Origin of the sequence: Allobosea sp. Root381 (assembly GCF_001429395.1) — a bacterium.
GTDB lineage: Bacteria > Pseudomonadota > Alphaproteobacteria > Rhizobiales > Beijerinckiaceae > Allobosea.
This window is the reverse complement of the sequence record NZ_LMJT01000014.1, coordinates 69,840-88,155: the sequence shown is the minus strand read 5'-3', so window position 1 is coordinate 88,155 and position 18,316 is coordinate 69,840. Positions and strand designations below refer to the sequence as shown.

The window sequence follows — 18,316 nt, the reverse complement described above, 5'->3', positions numbered from 1 at the left end:
AGGCCGTCGCCGCCTAAGCGATCGCACCGTCCTCACCATCGAAGCGACCGCCGCACCCCGGCGGTCGCTTTTTTGTAGCTGCAAGCCGCGGATCGCCGTGCGCCCGATCGGACGCGAAGTGTCGATCTATCTCCTCAAGGCATCGAATGCCTTCGATGCTCAGAGCGTGCCGTGCTTTCTCGGAATCCGAATAGCCTTCAGGCTCGCTCAGACCCTCACGGCTTCGGCAAGTCCGGCACGCGATAGGCCGTCGTCGACTTGATCCGCTCCATCGCGAAGCGCGAGGTGACGTTCTTGAGCGGGATGGTCTCGATCAGCCGCTTGTAGAAGCCGTCATAGGCGGCCATGTCGGCGACCACGACGCGCAGCATGTAGTCGACGTCGCCGGCCATGCGGTAGAACTCCATCACCTCCGGCATCGCGGCCGCCAGCTGCGCGAACTTGTCGAGCCAGGGCCCGGAATGGTCCGCCGTCTCGATCTGGACGAAGACCGTCAGCCCCAGCCCTATCCTCTCCGGCGCCACGAGCGCGACGCGCTTCAGGATGATGCCGTTCTGCTCGAGCTTCTGGATCCGCTTCCAGCACGGCGTCTGCGACAGCCCGACGCGATCGGCCAGTTCGGCGATCGAGATATTGGCGTCCGCCTGCAGCACCGTCAGGATTTTTCGGTCGATCGCGTCCATTCTCTGATACCCGTCCTGTAAAGAAAATTACCGTCGAAATATCCAGCTAAACAGGAATAATAATCTTTTTGCTGGCTCTCACTTGTACTCAGATAGAAAATCCTTTTCTTGCTATGTCAATAGGCGCTGCTCGGCGCCGTTGCCATGGAGATGATGAACGATGGATCGCCGCCAGTTCCTGATCGCGGGCTCCGCGCTCGCCGCAACGACGTCGCTCGCCGGCGCCGCCCGGGCGCAGCAGGCGGTGACCGCCCGCATCGGCTTCATCCCGGTCGTCGGAACAGCGCCCTTCTTCGTCGCCAATGGCGAGGGCTGGCTGAAGCAGGGCGGTATCGACGTCGCGGTGACGGTGTTCGAATCCGGCCCCAACATGATCCAGGCGCTGGCATCGGGCACGATCGACGTCTATGTCGCCGGCGTCGCGCCTCTGGCCGTCGCTCGCTCGCGCGGGATCGACGTCCGCGTCGTCGCCTCCACCGCGATCGGCGAGAACGTCGTCGTCGCCGCGCCGGCGCTGGCCAAGTTCTTCACTTCGGGCACGGCGCCTGCCGCCGCCTTCAAGGCCTTCCGCGCCGCCACCGGCAAGGCCGCCCGGCTCGCGACCCAGCCGCCCGGCTCGGTGCCGAACACCACGCTTCAGCACTGGCTCTGGGAGGTCGCCAAGGCCGACAAGGCCGATATCGAGATCGTGGCCATGGGCATCGATGCGACGCAGCAGGCGATCCTCGCCGGTGCCGTCGACGGCGGCAGCGTGCGCGAGCCGGCGCTGACGATCATCCAGGACCGCAACCCGCAGATCAAGCTGATCGCCGAGGGGGAGGAGGTCTTCCCGGGCCAGCCCGGCACGGTGGTCGCCGTCTCCGGCGCCTTCGCCACCAAGAACCCCGATGCCGTGCAGACGATCGTCGCCGGCCTGATCCGCGGCGCCGACCTGCTGACCAAGACGCCGGAGAAGGCGGTGCCGCATGTCGGCGCAGCGCTGGGCAAGGGCATCGTCGACCCGGCCCTGATCCGGAAGGCGCTGACCTCGCCGGCCAGCAAGTTCCAGATCGACCCGGCCAGGATCATCGAGCCGGCGCGCGCGATGCAGGCCTATCAGGTCAAGCTCGGCTCGCTGGAGAAGGAACTGCCCTTCGACGGACTGTTCGAGACGCAGTACTTCGAGAAGGCCGTGAAGGCCGGGGGCTGAGCCGGATTTCATCGGGCGTCATTCCCGGGCTTGTCCCGGGAATCTCTTGACCAGCTCCCGCTGGTTGCAGAGATGGTCGGGTCAAGCCCGACCATGACGCATCTTCTGCGGCCCCCACGAGTATCGCCCCTTGACCTCCCTCCGGGCCCCTGCCCTCGCCTTTCTCGGCCTCGCCGCCTTCCTGCTGCTGTGGGAGGCGGTGCCGTTCTTCGGGCTGGTCAATCCGGCCTTCTTGCCACCGCCCAGCGCCCTGCCGAAGGCGTTCTGGCGCGAGGTCACCAACGGCGCCTGGCTGGCCGCGATCCTGGGCTCGCTCGGCCATTACTTCGTCGGCCTGCTGACCGGCACGGGGCTGGGCATCGTGCTCGGCGTGCTCGTCGGCATGTCGCGCACCGCCGAGGAGGCGACGGCCTGGGTGGTGCGTGTGCTGCGGCCGATCCCCGGCCTCGCCTGGGTGCCCTTCGCGATCATCTGGTTCGGCGTCAACCCGTCGGCGGCGGTGTTCATCATCGCCATCGCCGTGTTCTGGATCGTCTTCTTCGCGGCGCAGGGCGCGATCCGCGGCGTCGATCGCGACCTGATCGAGGTTGCCGATGCCTTCGGCTTCCGCTCGGCCTGGCAAAAGCTCAGCAAGATCCTGCTGCCGGCCGCGATGCCCGGCATCCTGGTCGGCGTCCGCACCGCGCTGGGCCAGGCCTGGATGGCGGTGGTCGCGGCCGAGATCTTCGGCGTGGCGGGCGTCGGCCAGCGCATGATGCAGGCTTCCAGCCTGCTCGCGACGGACATCGTCGTGGTCTACATGCTGACCATGGCTGCGCTCTACGGGCTGCTCGACACGGGCTTCGTCGCCTTCCAGAGGTGGGTTCTGCGATGGAAAGCGTGATCGACATTAGGCAGCTGTCGCTGACCTTCACCCGCGACGGGGAAGCGACGGAGGTCCTGCGCAGGCTCGACCTCTCGGTCGCGCGTGGCGAATTCCTCGCCATCGTCGGCCCCTCCGGCGTCGGCAAGTCTACGCTACTGCGCGTCATCGCGGGACTTGCGAAGCCGAGCGGCGGCGAGGTCGCAATCCACGCCACTGACACGACGCGGCGGCCGGTGGCGCTGGTCTTCCAGGATTCGCGGCTGCTGCCCTGGCGCAGGGTCGTCGCCAATGCCGGCTTCGGGCTCGAGGGCCAGGTGCCGCGGGCCCAGCGCCTGGCCAAGGCGCAGGAGATGCTCGACCTCGTCGGGCTGGCGCCGCTGGCGCAGCGCTGGCCGCACCAGCTTTCCGGCGGTCAGCGGCAGCGCGTCTCGCTGGCGCGTGCGCTCGCGGTCGATCCCGAGATCCTGCTGATGGACGAGCCGTTCTCGGCGCTGGACGCACTGACGCGCGAGAGCCTTCAGGACGAGTTGATCCGCGTGTGGCAGCGCACCGGCAAGACGGTGCTCTTCGTCACCCATGACATCGACGAGGCGGCCTATCTCGCCGACCGGGTGGTGATCCTATCGGGTGCGCCGGGGCAGATCATCGCAGAGCACCGTATCGGCGAGCGTCACCCGCGCAAGCGCGGCGGCGCGTCCGAGGCGGAGATCGTGCGGGCGGTCAGGCTCGGGCTCGGCGCGGATTCGGTCAGCGACGGCGCGGCGATTTAGGGACAAGCCGTCATCGCGAGCGCAGCGAAGCGATCCAGGGGGACGCGCTGCCGCTCCTGGCTTGCCTCGTCGCTGACACTCCTCGCAAGGACGGGTTCACCGCGCCATCGGCACGCCTTCGCGGATCTTGTTCGAGAATTGCGGATCGTCGAGCGAGATCGCCCGCGCCCGCTCGCCGATGCGGCCCTGACCGACCAGCTCTTCCAGCGGGATATCGCTGCGCACCGCGCCGATGCGCTGGAGATAGCCCGGCAGGTAGCCGGACAGCAGCACACGCGGATCGAGCGGCAACGAGAACTTCCATTGCGGCGCCACCGTGCCGACGAGCTTGTAGACGACGGTGGTGCAATTGGTCATCAGCGTGTTGTACCAGCGCGGGCGGGCGGCAAGTTCGTTGACGTCGGCGACGTAGGCGAGCAGCACGTCGCGCGCCTGCGCGGGGGTCGCCGCGATGCGGAACAGGCGGACATCCTCCTTGCGGGCATGGCTGCGCAGGCCGACGAGATCGCGCTCGGGCGCCGCGACATAGGCCATCTCGTAGCTGCGGAAGAAGCCGGCGAGCGCCGACCATTCCTCGCCCTTCTCGCGCCTGACCTCGATCGAGAAGGTCAGCGGCGGCTGGTCGGCGAAGGGGAAGCTGACCAGCAGATGCGCGATCGCCTCTCCCGACCAGTAGGACAGGAAGAGGTCGATGCCCTCGATCTTGGTCAGGTCGTAGCTGCGCGTCTCCCAGCGCTCGTCATAGTCGCTTTCGCTGCGCCAGTTGAAGTTGCGCAGATTGGTCACGGTGATGACATCGCCCTCGCGGGCGATCGCGGGCAGCCGCGCGAGCTCGGGAATCCAATCGCGCTGATGCGACGGCATGAAGCCGCTCCACCAGCCGAGGAGGCCGACGAAAATCACGGCAAAGGACAAGGGCAGCCGCGCCGCGCCGGTCCAGAGGCCGATCGTCCCGGCAAGCCCGGCGAGGCCGAAGCCGATGGCCGCGCCCATCGCGGTCATGCCCGAGAGCCGGAACAGCAGCAGGCCGGCGCCCCATGTCGTCGCCCCCAGGACGACGAGGGTGGCGATGAGGCGGAAGAGGATGATCAGGACGGTCATCGCGCTTTCGCCCCAACATTCGATGTGAGAAGCGCCGGGAACCCCTCTCCTGCAAGGAGAGGGGCAGGGGTGAGGTGCTGGCCCCGGGACCAGTTGCGCTTCAATTCACCGCGACGCCGCGGTGAGGGTGTTGCCAAAGCGTCCAACGGCCGACCCCTCACCCTACCCTCTCCCTCGGGGAGAGGGTGCCCCGCGCATAATGCGGTGAGCTGCTTGCTACGCCGCCAGCGAGCTGACCGGCGCCGCCGCCTTCACGGCGTCGTCGACATGGGCCTCGAACTTCTCGAAATTCTTGGCGAACATGCCGACGAGGTTCTTGGCGGTCTCGGCGAAGGCGGCCTTATCCTGCCAGGTCTTGACGGGGTAGAGGATGTGCGGCTCGACGCCGGGCACAGAAGTGGGAACGGCGAATCCGAAATAGGGATCCCTGCGGAAATCGGCGCGGTTCAGCGAGCCGTCGAGCGCGGCTGCGAGCAGGCGGCGCGTGACGCGGATCGGCATGCGCCGGCCGGTGCCGTACTGGCCGCCGGTCCAGCCGGTGTTGACCAGCCAGCAATCGACATGGTGCTTGGCGATGAAGTCGCGCAGCAGGTTGGCGTATTCCGAGGGGTGGCGCGGCAGGAAGGGCGAGCCGAAGCAGGTCGAGAATTCGGGCTCGACGCCGGTGAGGCCGCGCTCGGTGCCGGCGACCTTGGCGGTGTAGCCCGAGAGGAAGTGGTACATCGCCTCGGCCGGGGTAAGCTTGGCGATCGGCGGCATCACGCCGAAGGCGTCGGCCGTCAGCATGACGATGTTCTTGGGCGTGCCGGCGCGGCCGGTGCGCGAGGCGTTGGGGATGAAGTCGAGCGGATAGGCCGAGCGGGTGTTCTCGGTCTTGCTGCCGTCGTCGAAATCGACCTCGCGCGAGATCTCGTCCATGACCGTGTTCTCGAGCACCGTGCCGAAGCGCAGCGAGGCGGCGTGGATCTGCGGCTCGGCTTCGACCGAGAGCTTGATCGTCTTGGCGTAGCAGCCGCCCTCGAAGTTGAAGATGCCGTCCTTCGACCAACCATGCTCGTCATCGCCGAGCAGGGTGCGGTCCGGATCGGCCGACAGCGTCGTCTTGCCGGTGCCGGACAGACCGAAGAAGATCGCGGAATCGCCGTTCGGCCCGACATTGGCCGAGCAGTGCATCGGCACGACGCCCTTCGTCGGCAGGACGAAGTTGAGATAGGTGAAGACCGACTTCTTCATCTCGCCGGCATAGGCCGAGCCACCGACCAGCACGATCTTGCGGGTGAAATCGATCGCGATCACGGTCTCGCTGCGGCAGCCATGGCGCTTGGGATCGGCCTTGAAGCTCGGCAGGTCGATGATCGTCATCTCCGGCGTGTAGCCGGCGATCTCCTCGCTGGCCGGGCGGATCAGCAGGTTGCGGATGAAGAGCGAATGCCAGGCGAGCTCGGTGAAGACGCGCGCCTTGACCCGGTGCGCCGGGTCCGCGCCGCCATAGAGGTCCTGCGCGAAGAGCTCCTTGCCCTCGGCATGCTTGATGAAATCGCCCAGCAGCGTCTCGAACTGCTCCGGCGAGATCGCGTTGTTGTTCTCCCACCAGACCGTGTTCTCGGTCAGCGCGTCGCGCACGGTGAACTTGTCCTTCGGCGAGCGGCCGGTATGGCTGCCGGTATCGGCGCAGAGCGCGCCCTGCCGGGCGAGCTGGGACTCCCCGCGGCTCAGCGATTCCTCGTAGAGCCTGGCGGCCTCGAGGTTCCAGTAGACCGCCTTCAGGTTGCGGAAGCCGAACGTCTCCACTCCATGGGCGGCGTTGAACTGACCGATGGTTTTCACAGGAACCTCCCGAGACGGCCGGCAGGACGCGGCCGCCTGAACTGTAAGATGGGCGCGAACCGGGTCCGCGCGGGTGAGCCAAGTAGCCTCGATGACCGACCCATAAGGCCATGATGGCGCGGGCTCAAGACATCGAAAAGGGCGCGGCCTCAGCAGCCGCGCCTAAATCGATTTAAGCGGAAAGACTTGGGAGATCATGAGGCAGGCGCCTCCGGCATGTCGCGTTTCTTGCGCGCAGCGATGGCCAATTCCACCAGCACGTCGCGAACTTCCCCCGCCGTCGCTGCGATCCGCGGGAAGGCAAGCCGCAGGGCCTTGTCGCCGAGCATCAGGTCGGCGCCGTCGGGGTCGAGCCCGGTCATCCGCCAGGCGCCGGCCTCGGCACGCAGCAGCACGGTGGCATAGTCCTGGATGGCGTCGGCATGGTCCTCGTTCATATGGGCGACCGCGCCCTCCTCCATCGCCGCCACGGCCCCGGTCGCCGCGGCCTCCGTCAGCAGATCGGCCGGAACCAGCTCATAGGCCCGCCCGAAGCCGCCATTCAGGCTCGCCCCCTCGAGATCAAGCGCGAAGAAGGAGAAATCGCCGAAATCGGCATAGAGCGCCGCCTTGGGCTGGCGCGCCAGGAAGCGGCGGCGGATGCGCGCACCCTCCTCGCCTTCCCGCGCGATCTTGCGGGCCCGGAGCTTCAGCGTGATCCGGGCATGGGCGAGCGGATCGCCCTTGCCGCCCGGCGCCAGCAGCAGCGAGCAGCGCGGGTCGGCGTCGAGATTCCCGGTATGGCCGGAGAGCGCCGAGACCAGGATCAGCGGGGTGCCGTCGACATCGGTCGCGACGCTGACGAGGCTCGCCGAAGGATGCCCGTCCTGACCAAGCGTCGCCAGCGAACCCCAACGGGCGCCGCGAAGCAGGCGCTTGCCAAGCTCGCGAGCCTGGTCGTCGGTCGGCCTGATCGGGTCGTTGCGCTTCTGCTCGGGTGCGGATGCCTGCATGGGCGAACTCGTCATGGAACCTCTTGCGCCTTTCGGGGCTTTCTGTGTCGGGGACGTAGGCAAACCGCAGCGTCACCGCTAGATTGCCACGGTTTAGCCTCTCTCTCGCGAGAGTGACCCAATTATTGCAACGCGGCCAAGAGACAAAGAGCTTATGCCAACCATTGCGCTGGTCGATGACGACCGCAACATCCTGACCTCGGTTTCCATTGCGCTCGAAGCCGAGGGCTACCGGATCATGACCTATACCGACGGCGCCTCGGCGCTGGACGGCCTGAAGCAGAACCCGCCCGACCTCGCCATCTTCGACATCAAGATGCCGCGCATGGACGGCATGGAGCTGCTGCGGCGGCTGCGCCAGAAATCCGATCTGCCGGTGATCTTCCTGACCTCGAAGGACGAGGAGATCGACGAGCTCTTCGGCCTCAAGATGGGTGCCGACGATTTCATCCGGAAGCCGTTCTCGCAGCGCCTGCTGGTCGAGCGCGTCAAGGCGATCCTGCGCCGCGCCGGGGCGAAGGACGCCACCGCCGCCCCGCGCAACGAGGACGCCAAGGCGCTGGAGCGCGGCCTGCTGCGGATGGACCCCGAGCGCCACACCTGCACCTGGAAGGGGGAGCCGGTGACGCTGACCGTCACCGAATTCCTGATCCTGCAGTCGCTGGCGCAGCGGCCGGGCGTGGTGAAGAGCCGCAACGCCCTGATGGACGCGGCCTATGACGACGAGGTCTATGTCGACGACCGCACCATCGACAGCCACATCAAGCGGCTGCGCAAGAAGTTCAACCAGGTCGACACCGAGTTCGACATGATCGAGACCTTGTACGGCGTCGGCTATCGGTTCAAGGAAGGCTGACTCCCGCCGTCGTTCCGGGCGAAGCGAAGCGATCGGGAAGCGACAAGCTCGGATTGCCTTGTCGCTGCGCTCCGCGCGATGACGGGACTTGAGCACGACGGACGGCGATGGCAACGATCGAAGACGAGCGCGGGGCTGATGTCCGCAGGCGGCAGCACGGACCGGTGCTGCGCCTGCGTGCTTTTGCCCGCCGTGCGCTCCGCGCCGTCTCGTCGCGCGCCGCATCCAGCCTGACGCGGCGCATCGTCGTCCTCAATCTCGGCGGCCTCGTGGCGCTGCTGGTCGGCTTCCTCTACCTCAACCAGTTCCGCGAGGGGCTGATCGAGTCCCGCGTCCAGAGCCTGCTGACGCAGGGCGAGATCATCGCCGGCGCGATCGCGGCCTCGGCGACGGTCGAGACCGATGCGATCAACATCGACCCCGACAAGCTGCTGCAGCTCCAGGCCGGCGAGAGCTACGGCATCGCCGAGGACCCGCTCGACTTCTCGATCAATCCGGAGAAGGTCGCGCCGCTGCTGCGCCGCCTGGTCACGCCGACCAAGACGCGCGCACGCATCTATGACCGCGACGGGCTGCTGACGCTGGATTCGCGCAGCCTCTATTCGCGCGGCGACGTGCTCCGGCTCGACCTGCCGCGCATCGGCGAGCCGGACGAGCCGCCGCTGCTGGAGCGCACCTGGAACCTGCTGCGCAACCGCCTCGGCCGCGCCGATGTGCCTGTCTATGACGATTTCGAGAACGCCAACGGCAAATCCTACCCGGAAGTCGCGCGCGCCCTGAGCGGCATGACGGCCAGCGTGGTCCGGGTGAACACGCGCGGCCAGACCATCGTCTCGGTCGCGGTTCCCGTGCAGCGCTTCCGGGCGGTGAAGGGCGCGCTGCTGCTCTCGACCCAGGGCGACGACATCGACACCGTCATCGCCTCGGAACGCTATGCGATCTTCCAGGTCTTCGCGATCTCGGCCGCGGTGATGATCGTGCTCTCGGTCCTGCTCGCCGGCACCATCGCGGAACCGATCCGCAAGCTCGCCGATGCGGCCCAGCGCGTCCGCAAGGGCGTGAAGGCGCGCGAGCAGATCCCGGATTTCGCCAGCCGGCACGACGAGATCGGCCATCTCTCCGGCTCGCTGCGGGAGATGACGAAGGCACTCTACAGCCGCATCGAGGCGATCGAGAGCTTCGCGGCCGATGTCGCCCATGAGCTCAAGAACCCGCTGACCTCGCTGCGCAGCGCAGTCGAGACGCTGCCGCGGGTGAAGTCCGACGAGTCGCGCGGACGCCTGATGGAGGTGATCCAGCACGATGTCCGCCGGCTCGACCGGCTGATCTCCGACATCTCCGACGCCTCGCGGCTCGATGCCGAGCTCGCGCGCAACGATGCCGGGCCGGTCGACCTCGAGCAGGTGCTCGAGGCCGTGGTCTCGCTGCAGAACGAGATGCGCCGCGAGGGCCAGCCGCCGATCGAGTTCGTCGCGGAGCGCCGCGGCCAGAGGGCCGGGCGCGGCGGCTTCCTGGTGCTCGGGCACGATTCCCGCCTCGGCCAGGTCATCGTCAACCTGATCGACAATGCCCGCTCCTTCTCGGCGCCCGACAAGCCGGTCCGCGTCATGCTGTCGCGCGTGGCCAACGACGTGCTGATCACGATCGAGGACGACGGGCCTGGCATCGAGCCGCATGCGCTGGAGCGGATCTTCGAACGCTTCTACACCGACCGGCCGAACGAGGGCTTCGGCCAGAATTCGGGGCTCGGCCTGTCGATCTCGCGTCAGATCATCGAGGCGCATCGCGGCTCGATCCGGGCCGAGAACCGGCTCGGTCCAGCCGAGCCGGATGGCGAGCAGCCGCGGATCGGCGCGCGCTTCATCGTCTGCCTGCCCGCCCTGCCGCAGACCAGCTGAGCCGATCATGAGCGAGCCGAGAGGCGGCCCGGACGGTGGCCGCATCCATGCCACGACCATCGCGATCGGCGAGGCCGGGGTGCTGATCCGGGGCGCTTCGGGCGCCGGAAAGTCCGTTCTGGCGCTGGCTTTGATCGCGCAGGCACGCCAATCCGGGCTCTTCGCGCGGCTGGTGGCCGACGACCGCACGGCGCTCAGCGCGCGCGGCGGGCGGCTGCTGGCGCGGCCGGTGCCGCCGCTGGAAGGGCTGATCGAGCGGCGCGGGCTCGGCCTGACGCCGGAGCCGCATCTGCCCGGCGCGGTCGTGCGCCTCATCGTCGATCTCAGTGGGAGCGAGCCCGAGCGCATGCCGGAGCCCGAGCAGCTGGTCGAGCGGCTGGCGGGCATCGACCTGCCCCGCCTCACGGTGATGGGCCGGGCGGGCGACGAGCGCCTGGTGCTCGCTGCGCTACGCCTGTTCACTGAAGGCGACTGAGGCCGAAATTCAACAGGATTTTGCGCAGCCGGCTTGCTTAAGCTTCGCACGTGCCGCATAAACCGCGACCTTGTCCGGGCGCTGCAGGCGCTCTCCGGTGCCATAGTGAATGATCGGACTGGTCCTCGTGACGCATGGGCATCTGGCCACGGAGTTCCGTGCCGCGCTCGAACACGTCGTCGGCCCTCAACAGAACCTCGCCACCATCGCCATCGCCCCCGATGACGACATGGAAGGCCGTCGCCGCGACATCATCGCCGCGGTCGAGACGGTCGATACCGGCAGGGGCGTGATCGTCCTGACCGACATGTTCGGCGGAACGCCTTCCAATCTCGCGATCTCGGTGATGGAGCCTGGCCGCATCGACGTCGTCGCCGGCGTCAACCTGCCGATGCTGATCAAGCTCGCCAGCGTGCGCGAGGAAAAGCCCCTCGACGAGGCGGTGACCAGCGCCCAGGATGCGGGCCGCAAATACATCACGGTCGCCAGCCGCGTGCTTGCGGGCAAGTGAATCGCGGGCAAGTGAGCGGCGCGAACAGGGAAGCGGGACGATGAGCTTCGAGACGGGCGACCGCGAGGACGACTGCGAGTGCCCCGAGGTCCAGATCCCGACCGGGGCGCTCTATGGCGAGTTCCAGATCGTCAACAAGAAGGGCCTGCACGCCCGCGCCACGGCGAAGTTCGTGCAATGCGCCGCCGGCTTCGATGCCGACATCACGGTCTCGCGCTGCGGCGAGACCGTCGGCGCGACCTCGATCATGGGCGTGCTGACGCTCGGCGCCGGCATCGGCTCGACCATCACGGTGGTCGCCACGGGCGCAGAGGCGCAGGAAGCGCTGGCGGCGCTCGGCGCGCTGGTGGCGGACCGGTTCGGCGAGGGCGAGTAGACACTATCGCATCGGAGGCCGCGAGCGATGAAAACCCGTATGATGCCGAGGCCGACGCTCTCTATCTTCGCTTCGCTGAAACGAAGGTGATCGAGAGCAAGGAAGTCCGTCCCCGGATCATCTTCGATTTCGACGAGGAGGGCAGGATCGTCGCCGTCGAAATTCTCGACTCCTCGGAGCATCTCGCCAGCGGAACCGATCTGCGGACGCTCACCGCGGCCTGATCCACTCGATCTCGCTTCGGCCTCATGCGGGCAACTTTATCCCCGCCGCCCTGCCCCATGCCTATCCTCCCCTCGTTCCGCCCGACCAAGGGGGCTGTCGCGAGGCATCGTGCGGCCGGGCGGAATGGCGGTGTTCATGGGGTTGGCCGTTGCGGGCCCGCCGCCATGGAGGGGCCGCGGCAAGGACCGGTCCATTCGAACCGACCTGGCCGAAGGCTTCGCCAGAGAACCGCGCGCGGGGTCGGAAGGCGGCGTATTCGAGCCGCTTCGACATCGACACTCGACATCGACAGTCGGCACGCGGCATGAGCCGCGCGCCTTCAGGCCCCGCGCATCCCCTTCGGATCGCAGGCATTACCCCGCGGCGCTCGCCGGACGGGGCATTTCCTGCACGCGCCGCCCATCGCGTTCCGAGGCCGGATGGCCGGGCTCGACGCGTCACATAAAGACATCTTTATATCTTTGATTGCGCTGATGCGCTCGCGCTGCTAAAGACCCGCGCATCATTCAAACACCCCCCTTTGCCAGATCGAGCAGTGGAGCACGCCCCGTGTCGAAGACCGATTACATCGTCAAGGACATCAGCCTCGCGGATTACGGCCGCAAGGAAATCAACATGGCCCAGGACGAGATGCCGGGCCTGATGGCGATCCGCGAAGAGCACAAAGGCAAGTTCCCGCTCAAGGGCGCCCGCATCGCCGGCTGCCTGCACATGACCATCCAGACCGCGGTGCTGATCGAGACCCTGAAGGATCTCGGCGCCGACGTCCGCTGGTCGTCCTGCAACATCTTCTCGACCCAGGACCATGCCGCCGCCGCGATCGCCGCGACCGGCACCCCGGTCTTCGCCATCAAGGGCGAGACGTTGGAGGAGTACTGGGAGTACGTGCTCAAGACCGCGACCTGGGGCGACGGCGGCACGCCGAACATGATCCTCGACGATGGCGGCGACCTGACCATGCTGATCATCCTCGGCGCCGAGGCAGAGGCCGGCAAGGCCGAGTTTCTCGACAAGCCCAGCAATGAGGAAGAGACGATCTTCTTCAAGCTGATCAAGCGCGAGCTCAAGGCCAATCCGGGCTGGTTCACCAAGACCCGCGCCGCGATCAAGGGCGTCTCGGAAGAGACCACGACGGGCGTGCATCGCCTGTACGAGCTGGCCAAGGCCGGCCGCATGCCGTTCCCGGCGATCAACGTCAACGATTCCGTCACCAAGTCGAAGTTCGACAACCTCTATGGCTGCCGCGAGTCGCTGGTCGACGCCATCCGCCGCGGTACCGACGTGATGATGTCGGGCAAGGTTGCGGCCGTTGCCGGCTATGGCGATGTCGGCAAGGGTTCGGCCGCTTCGCTGCGCCAGGCCGGCTGCCGCGTCCTCGTCACCGAGATCGACCCGATCTGCGCGCTGCAGGCGGCGATGGAGGGCTACGAGGTCGTCACCATGGAAGACGCCGCTCCGCGCGCCGATATCTTCGTGACCGCCACCGGCAACCTCGACGTCATCACCGTCGAGCACATGCGCGCGATGAAGCACCGCGCCATCGTCTGCAACATCGGCCACTTCGACTCGGAGATCCAGGTCGCCGGCCTGAAGAACTTCAAGTGGGACAACGTCAAGCCGCAGGTCGACGAGGTCGAGTTCCCCGACGGCAAGCGCATCATCCTGCTCTCGGAAGGCCGCCTGGTGAACCTCGGCAACGCGACCGGCCACCCGTCCTTCGTGATGTCCTGCTCGTTCTCGAACCAGACGCTGGCCCAGGTCGAACTCTGGAACCATCACGCCAAGTACGAGAACAAGGTCTACACCCTGCCGAAGCATCTCGACGAGAAGGTCGCGGCGCTGCACCTCGCCAAGGTCGGCGCCAAGCTGACCGTGCTCAACGATGCGCAGGCCAAGTATCTCGGCCTGCCGGTGACCGGCCCGTTCAAGCCCGAGCTCTATCGCTACTGACATCCGGCAAACCCGGATTTCGAGGAGGCCCGGCGTTCGCGCCGGGCCTTTTTTCATGGGTCACGGCGCGGCAATCCGGCGCGCCGACGCTACTAATAGACCACGCAGGCAGATCGGCCTCTACACCTTGATTCCGGCTGGCAATCCTTAAAATTCGCCCGATTTACGCGCGATTAACCACTTCCTGCCGGAGTCGGGGGGTGATTAGAGTGGAGCTGATTCGGTCACCGGCGCCGTTGCGCGCACCGGATCGACACGCAGTGATCAGTGTCGTTGCAGGCGTGCGTCGGGTGCCCCGAGGCGGCGTTCTTCGACGACTCAGAGCGTCGTTCGGCGCGTGGGTCGCGAGTACCGGAACATCCGGCGGCGAATGCCGCCCCATGAGGAAGACGGACGCGGGATGAAACGGTCGAGCCGACAGGAACGAAGCAGCGGTGGCTGGCGCCGGCATGCGCTCCTGCCCGGCCTCGCCGCCAGCCAGGTTCCGGCCGCGGCCTTGGCGCAGCAGGGCGCAGCCTTGGCGCAGCAGAGCGAATGGCTCGGCCCGCTGCCGCCTGGCCTGTTCAGCACCAGCGCCCTGTCGATCATCCTGGCGGGCTTGACCGTCTTCGCCACGACCACCTCGCTGGTCTATGTCCGCGAACGGACGCGCTGGCAGCGCCGCGAGGCGGAGCTCGCCAGCGAGCTCGAAGCCGCGCGCGGCCAGCAGGACCGCCTTTCCGCTCTGCTCGCCGCCGACCCGCAGGTCATCGTCAGCTGGAACGGGCGCAAGGCCGAGCCGGTCTTCGAGGGCGATAGCGGCTTTCTCGGCGCGCCCGGCGCGACGCTGGCGCTGGCCTATGGCGCGTGGGCGACTCCGGCCGACGCCAAGCGGCTGGAGCTGGCGACGGACGCGCTGAAGGAGCGGGGCGAGGCCTTCGGCTTCACGCTGCGCAGCAAGGCTGGCCCGTTCATCGATGTCGAAGGCCGCCCCGTCGCCGGGCGGGCCGTGGTCCGCTTCCGCGAGGTCACCGGCGAACGCGCCCAGGTCCTGGCGCTGCGCGGCGAGCTGGAACGCGTCAGCGGCGATTACGCCGCGCTCGCCGGGCTGCTCGCCGGCCTGCCGCAGCCCGCCTGGACGCGCACGCAGGAAGGACGGCTGAGCTGGTGCAACGGTGCCTATGCGCGCGCCGTCGAGGCGGCGGACGGTGCGGAAGCGGTGACCAAGGGCCTCGAACTGCTCGACCGCGGCGAGCGCGAGGGCGCCGCAAAGGCCCGGCGTGAGGGCCGCCCCTTCTCGGCCCGCGCCCCGGCCGTGGTCGCGGGGCAGCGGCGCACCCTCGACGTCCTCGAACTGGCGACGCCTGCGGGCTTCGCCGGCATCGCCACGGACATGAGCGAGCTGGAAGCGGTACGGGCAGACCTGCAGCGCCAGATGGATGCCCATGTCCGCACGCTCGACCGGCTCAAGACGGCGGTTGCCGTATTCGACGCCTCGCAGCGGCTGGTCTACCACAATGCTGGCTTCGAGACGCTCTGGTCCCTCGACACCGCCTTCCTCGACGGCCTTCCGAGCGACAGCGAGATCCTCGACCGTCTGCGGACGGAGCGGCGCCTGCCGGAGCTCGGCGACTACCGGAGCTGGAAGGCCGGCGTCCAGGCCGCCTACACATCGACCCGCGCCAACGAGGACTGGTGGTACCTGCCGGACGGGCGCACCGTCCATGTCGTGGCGAGCCCCAATCCGCAGGGCGGCGTGACCTATCTGTTCGACGACGTCACCGAACGCTTCACGCTGGAGTCACGCTTCAACGCGCTGTCGCGGACCCAGCGCGAGACGCTCGACTCGCTGCGCGAGGGCGTCGCCGTGTTCGGCTCGGACGGGCGGCTCAAGCTATCCAACCCGGCCTTTTCGCAGTCCTGGAAGATCCCGGCCGACCTCGCCGCCACGGCGCCACATATCGAGGAGGTGGTCAGGCTGTGCCGCCCGCTCTTCCCGCAGGACGAGATCTGGAGCGAGCTGCACAGCGTCGTCACCGGCGTGCGCGATGCACGCGAGGATTATGGCTGCCGGATGGAGCGCCGCGACGGCACGGTGCTCGACTGCGCGGCGGCGCCGCTGCCGGACGGGGCGACGCTGATCACCTTCGCCGACGTCACCGCCGGCGTGAATGTCGAGCGCGCCCTGACCGAGAAGAACGAGGCGCTGGAGAAGGTCTCACGGCTGCGCGAGGACTTCGTCCACCACGTCTCCTACGAACTGCGCTCGCCGCTGACCAACATCATCGGCTTCGCCCAGTTGCTCGGCACCGAGACGATCGGCGCGCTGAACGAGAAGCAGCGCGACTACACCTCGCATATCGTGCGCTCCTCGGGCGCGCTGCTCGCCATCATCAACGACATCCTCGACCTCGCCACGATCGACAACGGCGCGCTGACGCTGGAGCTCGAAAATGTGGACGTCGCCGAGACCATCGCCCAGGCTGCCGCCGGGCTTTATGACCGACTGGCAGGCGGCAAGCTCGATCTCAAGGTCGAGATCGCGCCCCAGACCGGCCGGCTGCGGGCCGATGGCAGGCGGCTGCGGCAGGTGCTGTTCAACCTGATCTCGAACGCGATCGGTTTCTCCTCGCCCGGCCAGAGCATCACCGTCAGCGCCACGCGCAGCGGCAGCGACATCCGCATCACCGTTGCCGACCAGGGCCGCGGCATTCCTGCCGAGGTCAAGGAGAAGGTCTTCGACCGCTTCGAGAGCCATTCGCTCGGCTCAAGCCATCGCGGCGTCGGCCTTGGGCTCTCGATCGTGCGCTCGATCGTCGAGCTGCATGGCGGGCGCGTCGAGCTCGACTCGGCCCCGGGGCGCGGCACGCGCGTGACGGCGCTATTCCCCGCCGAGGGCGTGCCGATGTCGGACGCGGCGGAATGAGCGATGAGGCGCGCAAGGCCGGCATGCACCGGCTGGTCCTCGACAGCGAGGCGGCGACGCTGCGGCTCGCCGCCGATCTCGCAGCGATCCTGAAGCCCGGCGACATCGTCGCGCTGTCGGGCCATCTCGGCTCCGGCAAGTCGTTCCTGGCGCGGGCGATCCTGCGCGAGCTCGCCGAGGACCCGACGCTCGAGGCGCCGAGCCCGACCTTCACGCTGGTCCAGAGCTACGACACGCCACGCGGCACGGTGCTGCATGGCGACCTCTATCGCGTCCGCTCGCCGGACGAGCTCGACGATATCGGCCTGGTCGAAGATCTCGAGCGCCTGATCACCCTGATCGAATGGCCAGACCGGGCCGGGACGCGCCTGCCGGGCGGGCGCCGGCTCGACATCGTGCTCGACGTCGATCCCCAGAACCCCGAGACCGGGCGCATCGCGGACCTTTCCGGCGGCGTGCTCTGGCGTCAGCGGCTGGCGATCGCGATCGCGAGCCGGCGGCTGATCGACCAGGCCGGCTGGAGCGAGGCGCGGCGCGACCATATGCAGGGCGACGCCTCGAGCCGCGCCTATGAACGGCTGACCCGGCCCAATGGCGGCACGGCCGTGCTGATGATCTCGCCCCCGCGCCCGGACGGGCCGGCGATCCGGCTCGGCAAGCCCTACAGCGCCATCGCGCATCTGGCCGAGAGCATCGACGCCTTCGTCGCGATGGATCGCGGCCTGCGCTCGCTCGGCTATTCGGCCCCGAAGATCTATGCGCAGGACCTCGATACCGGGCTGCTGATGATCGAGGATCTCGGCCCTGAGGGCGTGGTCGACGACGACGGCCCGATCGCCGAGCGCTACGAGGCGGCCGCGCGCCTGCTTGCCGACCTGCACCGGCACACACTGCCGACGATCCTGCCGGTAACCGAGGGGCGCGACCATATCCTGCCCGAATATGACCGGGGGGCGCTGGCAATCGAAACCGAACTGATCCTCGAATGGTACGCCCCGCATATCGCCGGCGTGACGCTGCCTGCGGTGACGCAGGCCGAGTTCTCGCGGATCTGGGGCCGGCTGTTCACGGAGATCCTGGAAGCGCCGGGAACGTGGACGCTGCGCGACTACCACTCGCCCAACCTGATCTGGCTGCCCGGCCGCGACGGCCATGCCAAGCTCGGGCTGATCGACTTCCAGGATGCGGTGGTCGGCCACCCGGCCTATGACCTCGCCTCGCTCGGGCAGGATGCGCGCGTCGACGTGCCGGCGGCGCTGGAACTGCGGCTGCTCGCCGCCTATGGCAAGGCCAGGCGCAGCCACAGCCCGGATTTCGACCTTGCCGGCTTCGCCCGCGCCTATGCGATCCTCGGCGCCCAGCGCAACACCAAGATCGCCGGCATCTTCGCTCGGCTCGACAAGCGCGACGGCAAGCCGGCCTATCTGAAGCACCTGCCACGGATCGAGGCCTATCTGCGCCGCAATCTCGAGCATCCGGCCCTGGCCGAGCTGAAGGGCTGGTACCAGGCGCATCTGCCGTCTTTGTATGCCGTGGAGGCGGAGGCTTCTGCCGAGCCGCAAGCCTGACGAACTCGGCCGTCGCCTTTCTTCCCAGCCCTCATCCTGAGGAGCGCCACAGGCGCGTCTCGAAGGATGTTCCAGATGGTTCGGGAGCCTCCTGGAGCATCCTTCGAGACGGCCCTACGGGCCTC

General features: G+C 67.8%; 16 protein-coding genes. 12 read left to right on the top strand and 4 right to left on the bottom strand.

What is annotated here, in order from left to right; all coding sequences use genetic code 11:
• Nucleotides 1-215: 215 nt before the first annotated feature.
• Nucleotides 216-683 (bottom strand): Lrp/AsnC family transcriptional regulator, encoded by a 468-nt coding sequence (locus ASE63_RS14225; RefSeq protein WP_056802137.1) that lies wholly within the window; start codon nucleotides 681-683, stop codon nucleotides 216-218.
• A 160-nt stretch (nucleotides 684-843) separates the two neighbouring features.
• Between ASE63_RS14225 and ASE63_RS14220 the strand changes: the two genes are divergently transcribed.
• The 3 genes from ASE63_RS14220 to ASE63_RS14210 all read left to right on the top strand — a co-directional run bounded on the left by ASE63_RS14220 (nucleotide 844) and on the right by ASE63_RS14210 (nucleotide 3,507).
• A complete protein-coding gene (locus ASE63_RS14220; RefSeq protein ID WP_056802134.1) occupies nucleotides 844-1,872 on the top strand; it encodes an ABC transporter substrate-binding protein in 1,029 nt (342 codons plus the stop codon).
• Nucleotides 1,873-2,002: 130 nt separating this feature from the next.
• On the top strand, nucleotides 2,003-2,755 hold the full coding sequence (locus ASE63_RS14215; protein WP_056802132.1) for an ABC transporter permease: 753 nt from the start codon (nucleotides 2,003-2,005) through the stop codon (nucleotides 2,753-2,755).
• Nucleotides 2,743-3,507 (top strand): ABC transporter ATP-binding protein, encoded by a 765-nt coding sequence (locus ASE63_RS14210; protein ID WP_056802130.1) that lies wholly within the window; start codon nucleotides 2,743-2,745, stop codon nucleotides 3,505-3,507. Before ASE63_RS14215 ends, ASE63_RS14210 begins: the two co-directional genes overlap by 13 nt.
• Before the next feature lie 96 nt (nucleotides 3,508-3,603).
• On the opposite strand, the gene ASE63_RS14205 is transcribed toward ASE63_RS14210, so the two are convergent.
• The 3 genes from ASE63_RS14205 to ASE63_RS14195 form a co-directional block, all read right to left on the bottom strand.
• Nucleotides 3,604-4,608, bottom strand: a complete 1,005-nt coding sequence (locus tag ASE63_RS14205) for a DUF4105 domain-containing protein (protein WP_056802128.1) — start codon at nucleotides 4,606-4,608, stop codon at nucleotides 3,604-3,606.
• 216 nt (nucleotides 4,609-4,824) lie between these two features.
• A complete protein-coding gene (locus ASE63_RS14200; protein WP_056802127.1) occupies nucleotides 4,825-6,435 on the bottom strand; it encodes a phosphoenolpyruvate carboxykinase in 1,611 nt (536 codons plus the stop codon).
• Nucleotides 6,436-6,629: 194 nt separating this feature from the next.
• Complete coding sequence (locus ASE63_RS14195; protein ID WP_056802125.1) at nucleotides 6,630-7,427, bottom strand: DUF2470 domain-containing protein; 798 nt, start codon at nucleotides 7,425-7,427, stop codon at nucleotides 6,630-6,632.
• A gap of 154 nt (nucleotides 7,428-7,581) precedes the next feature.
• Between ASE63_RS14195 and ASE63_RS14190 the strand changes: the two genes are divergently transcribed.
• The 9 genes from ASE63_RS14190 to tsaE all read left to right on the top strand — a co-directional run bounded on the left by ASE63_RS14190 (nucleotide 7,582) and on the right by tsaE (nucleotide 18,191).
• Nucleotides 7,582-8,283 carry a response regulator transcription factor gene (locus ASE63_RS14190; RefSeq protein ID WP_056802123.1) on the top strand — a complete coding sequence of 234 codons (702 nt, stop codon included), beginning with the start codon at nucleotides 7,582-7,584 and terminating at the stop codon, nucleotides 8,281-8,283.
• A 107-nt stretch (nucleotides 8,284-8,390) separates the two neighbouring features.
• Nucleotides 8,391-10,181, top strand: a complete 1,791-nt coding sequence (locus ASE63_RS14185; protein ID WP_056802121.1) for a sensor histidine kinase — start codon at nucleotides 8,391-8,393, stop codon at nucleotides 10,179-10,181.
• A gap of 7 nt (nucleotides 10,182-10,188) precedes the next feature.
• The gene (locus ASE63_RS14180; RefSeq protein WP_056802119.1) at nucleotides 10,189-10,656 is read left to right on the top strand and encodes an HPr kinase/phosphatase C-terminal domain-containing protein; all 468 of its coding nucleotides are present in this window, start codon (nucleotides 10,189-10,191) and stop codon (nucleotides 10,654-10,656) included.
• 109 nt (nucleotides 10,657-10,765) lie between these two features.
• Complete coding sequence (locus ASE63_RS14175) at nucleotides 10,766-11,167, top strand: PTS sugar transporter subunit IIA (RefSeq protein ID WP_056802117.1); 402 nt, start codon at nucleotides 10,766-10,768, stop codon at nucleotides 11,165-11,167.
• Nucleotides 11,168-11,207: 40 nt separating this feature from the next.
• Nucleotides 11,208-11,543, top strand: a complete 336-nt coding sequence (locus ASE63_RS14170) for an HPr family phosphocarrier protein (protein ID WP_082609937.1) — start codon at nucleotides 11,208-11,210, stop codon at nucleotides 11,541-11,543.
• A 5-nt stretch (nucleotides 11,544-11,548) separates the two neighbouring features.
• Nucleotides 11,549-11,767: a DUF2283 domain-containing protein gene (locus ASE63_RS28730; RefSeq protein ID WP_056802157.1), complete on the top strand. Its 219-nt coding sequence runs from the start codon at nucleotides 11,549-11,551 to the stop codon at nucleotides 11,765-11,767.
• Nucleotides 11,768-12,317: 550 nt separating this feature from the next.
• Nucleotides 12,318-13,718, top strand: coding sequence for an adenosylhomocysteinase (gene ahcY / locus ASE63_RS14160; protein ID WP_056802114.1), 1,401 nt, complete (start codon nucleotides 12,318-12,320; stop codon nucleotides 13,716-13,718).
• A gap of 400 nt (nucleotides 13,719-14,118) precedes the next feature.
• Nucleotides 14,119-16,623 (top strand): PAS domain-containing sensor histidine kinase, encoded by a 2,505-nt coding sequence (locus tag ASE63_RS14155; RefSeq protein ID WP_056802112.1) that lies wholly within the window; start codon nucleotides 14,119-14,121, stop codon nucleotides 16,621-16,623.
• Nucleotides 16,620-18,191, top strand: coding sequence for a tRNA (adenosine(37)-N6)-threonylcarbamoyltransferase complex ATPase subunit type 1 TsaE (tsaE, locus tag ASE63_RS14150; protein ID WP_056802110.1), 1,572 nt, complete (start codon nucleotides 16,620-16,622; stop codon nucleotides 18,189-18,191). The genes ASE63_RS14155 and tsaE overlap by 4 nt, the downstream gene beginning before the upstream one ends.
• Nucleotides 18,192-18,316 lie beyond the last annotated feature (125 nt).

Excerpts from the sequence above, each read along its gene's own strand:
- ASE63_RS14225 (WP_056802137.1), bottom strand. The coding sequence starts at position 683 with ATGGACGCGATCGACCGAAAAATCCTGACGGTGCTGCAGGCGGACGCC.
- ASE63_RS14220 (WP_056802134.1), top strand. The coding sequence starts at position 844 with ATGGATCGCCGCCAGTTCCTGATCGCGGGCTCCGCGCTCGCCGCAACG.
- ASE63_RS14210 (WP_056802130.1), top strand. The coding sequence starts at position 2,743 with ATGGAAAGCGTGATCGACATTAGGCAGCTGTCGCTGACCTTCACCCGC.
- ASE63_RS14205 (WP_056802128.1), bottom strand. The coding sequence starts at position 4,608 with ATGACCGTCCTGATCATCCTCTTCCGCCTCATCGCCACCCTCGTCGTC.
- ASE63_RS14195 (WP_056802125.1), bottom strand. The coding sequence starts at position 7,427 with ATGCAGGCATCCGCACCCGAGCAGAAGCGCAACGACCCGATCAGGCCG.
- ASE63_RS14190 (WP_056802123.1), top strand. The coding sequence starts at position 7,582 with ATGCCAACCATTGCGCTGGTCGATGACGACCGCAACATCCTGACCTCG.
- ASE63_RS14185 (WP_056802121.1), top strand. The coding sequence starts at position 8,391 with ATGGCAACGATCGAAGACGAGCGCGGGGCTGATGTCCGCAGGCGGCAG.
- ASE63_RS14180 (WP_056802119.1), top strand. The coding sequence starts at position 10,189 with ATGAGCGAGCCGAGAGGCGGCCCGGACGGTGGCCGCATCCATGCCACG.
- ASE63_RS14175 (WP_056802117.1), top strand. The coding sequence starts at position 10,766 with ATGATCGGACTGGTCCTCGTGACGCATGGGCATCTGGCCACGGAGTTC.
- ASE63_RS14170 (WP_082609937.1), top strand. The coding sequence starts at position 11,208 with ATGAGCTTCGAGACGGGCGACCGCGAGGACGACTGCGAGTGCCCCGAG.
- ASE63_RS14155 (WP_056802112.1), top strand. The coding sequence starts at position 14,119 with ATGAAACGGTCGAGCCGACAGGAACGAAGCAGCGGTGGCTGGCGCCGG.
- tsaE (WP_056802110.1), top strand. The coding sequence starts at position 16,620 with ATGAGCGATGAGGCGCGCAAGGCCGGCATGCACCGGCTGGTCCTCGAC.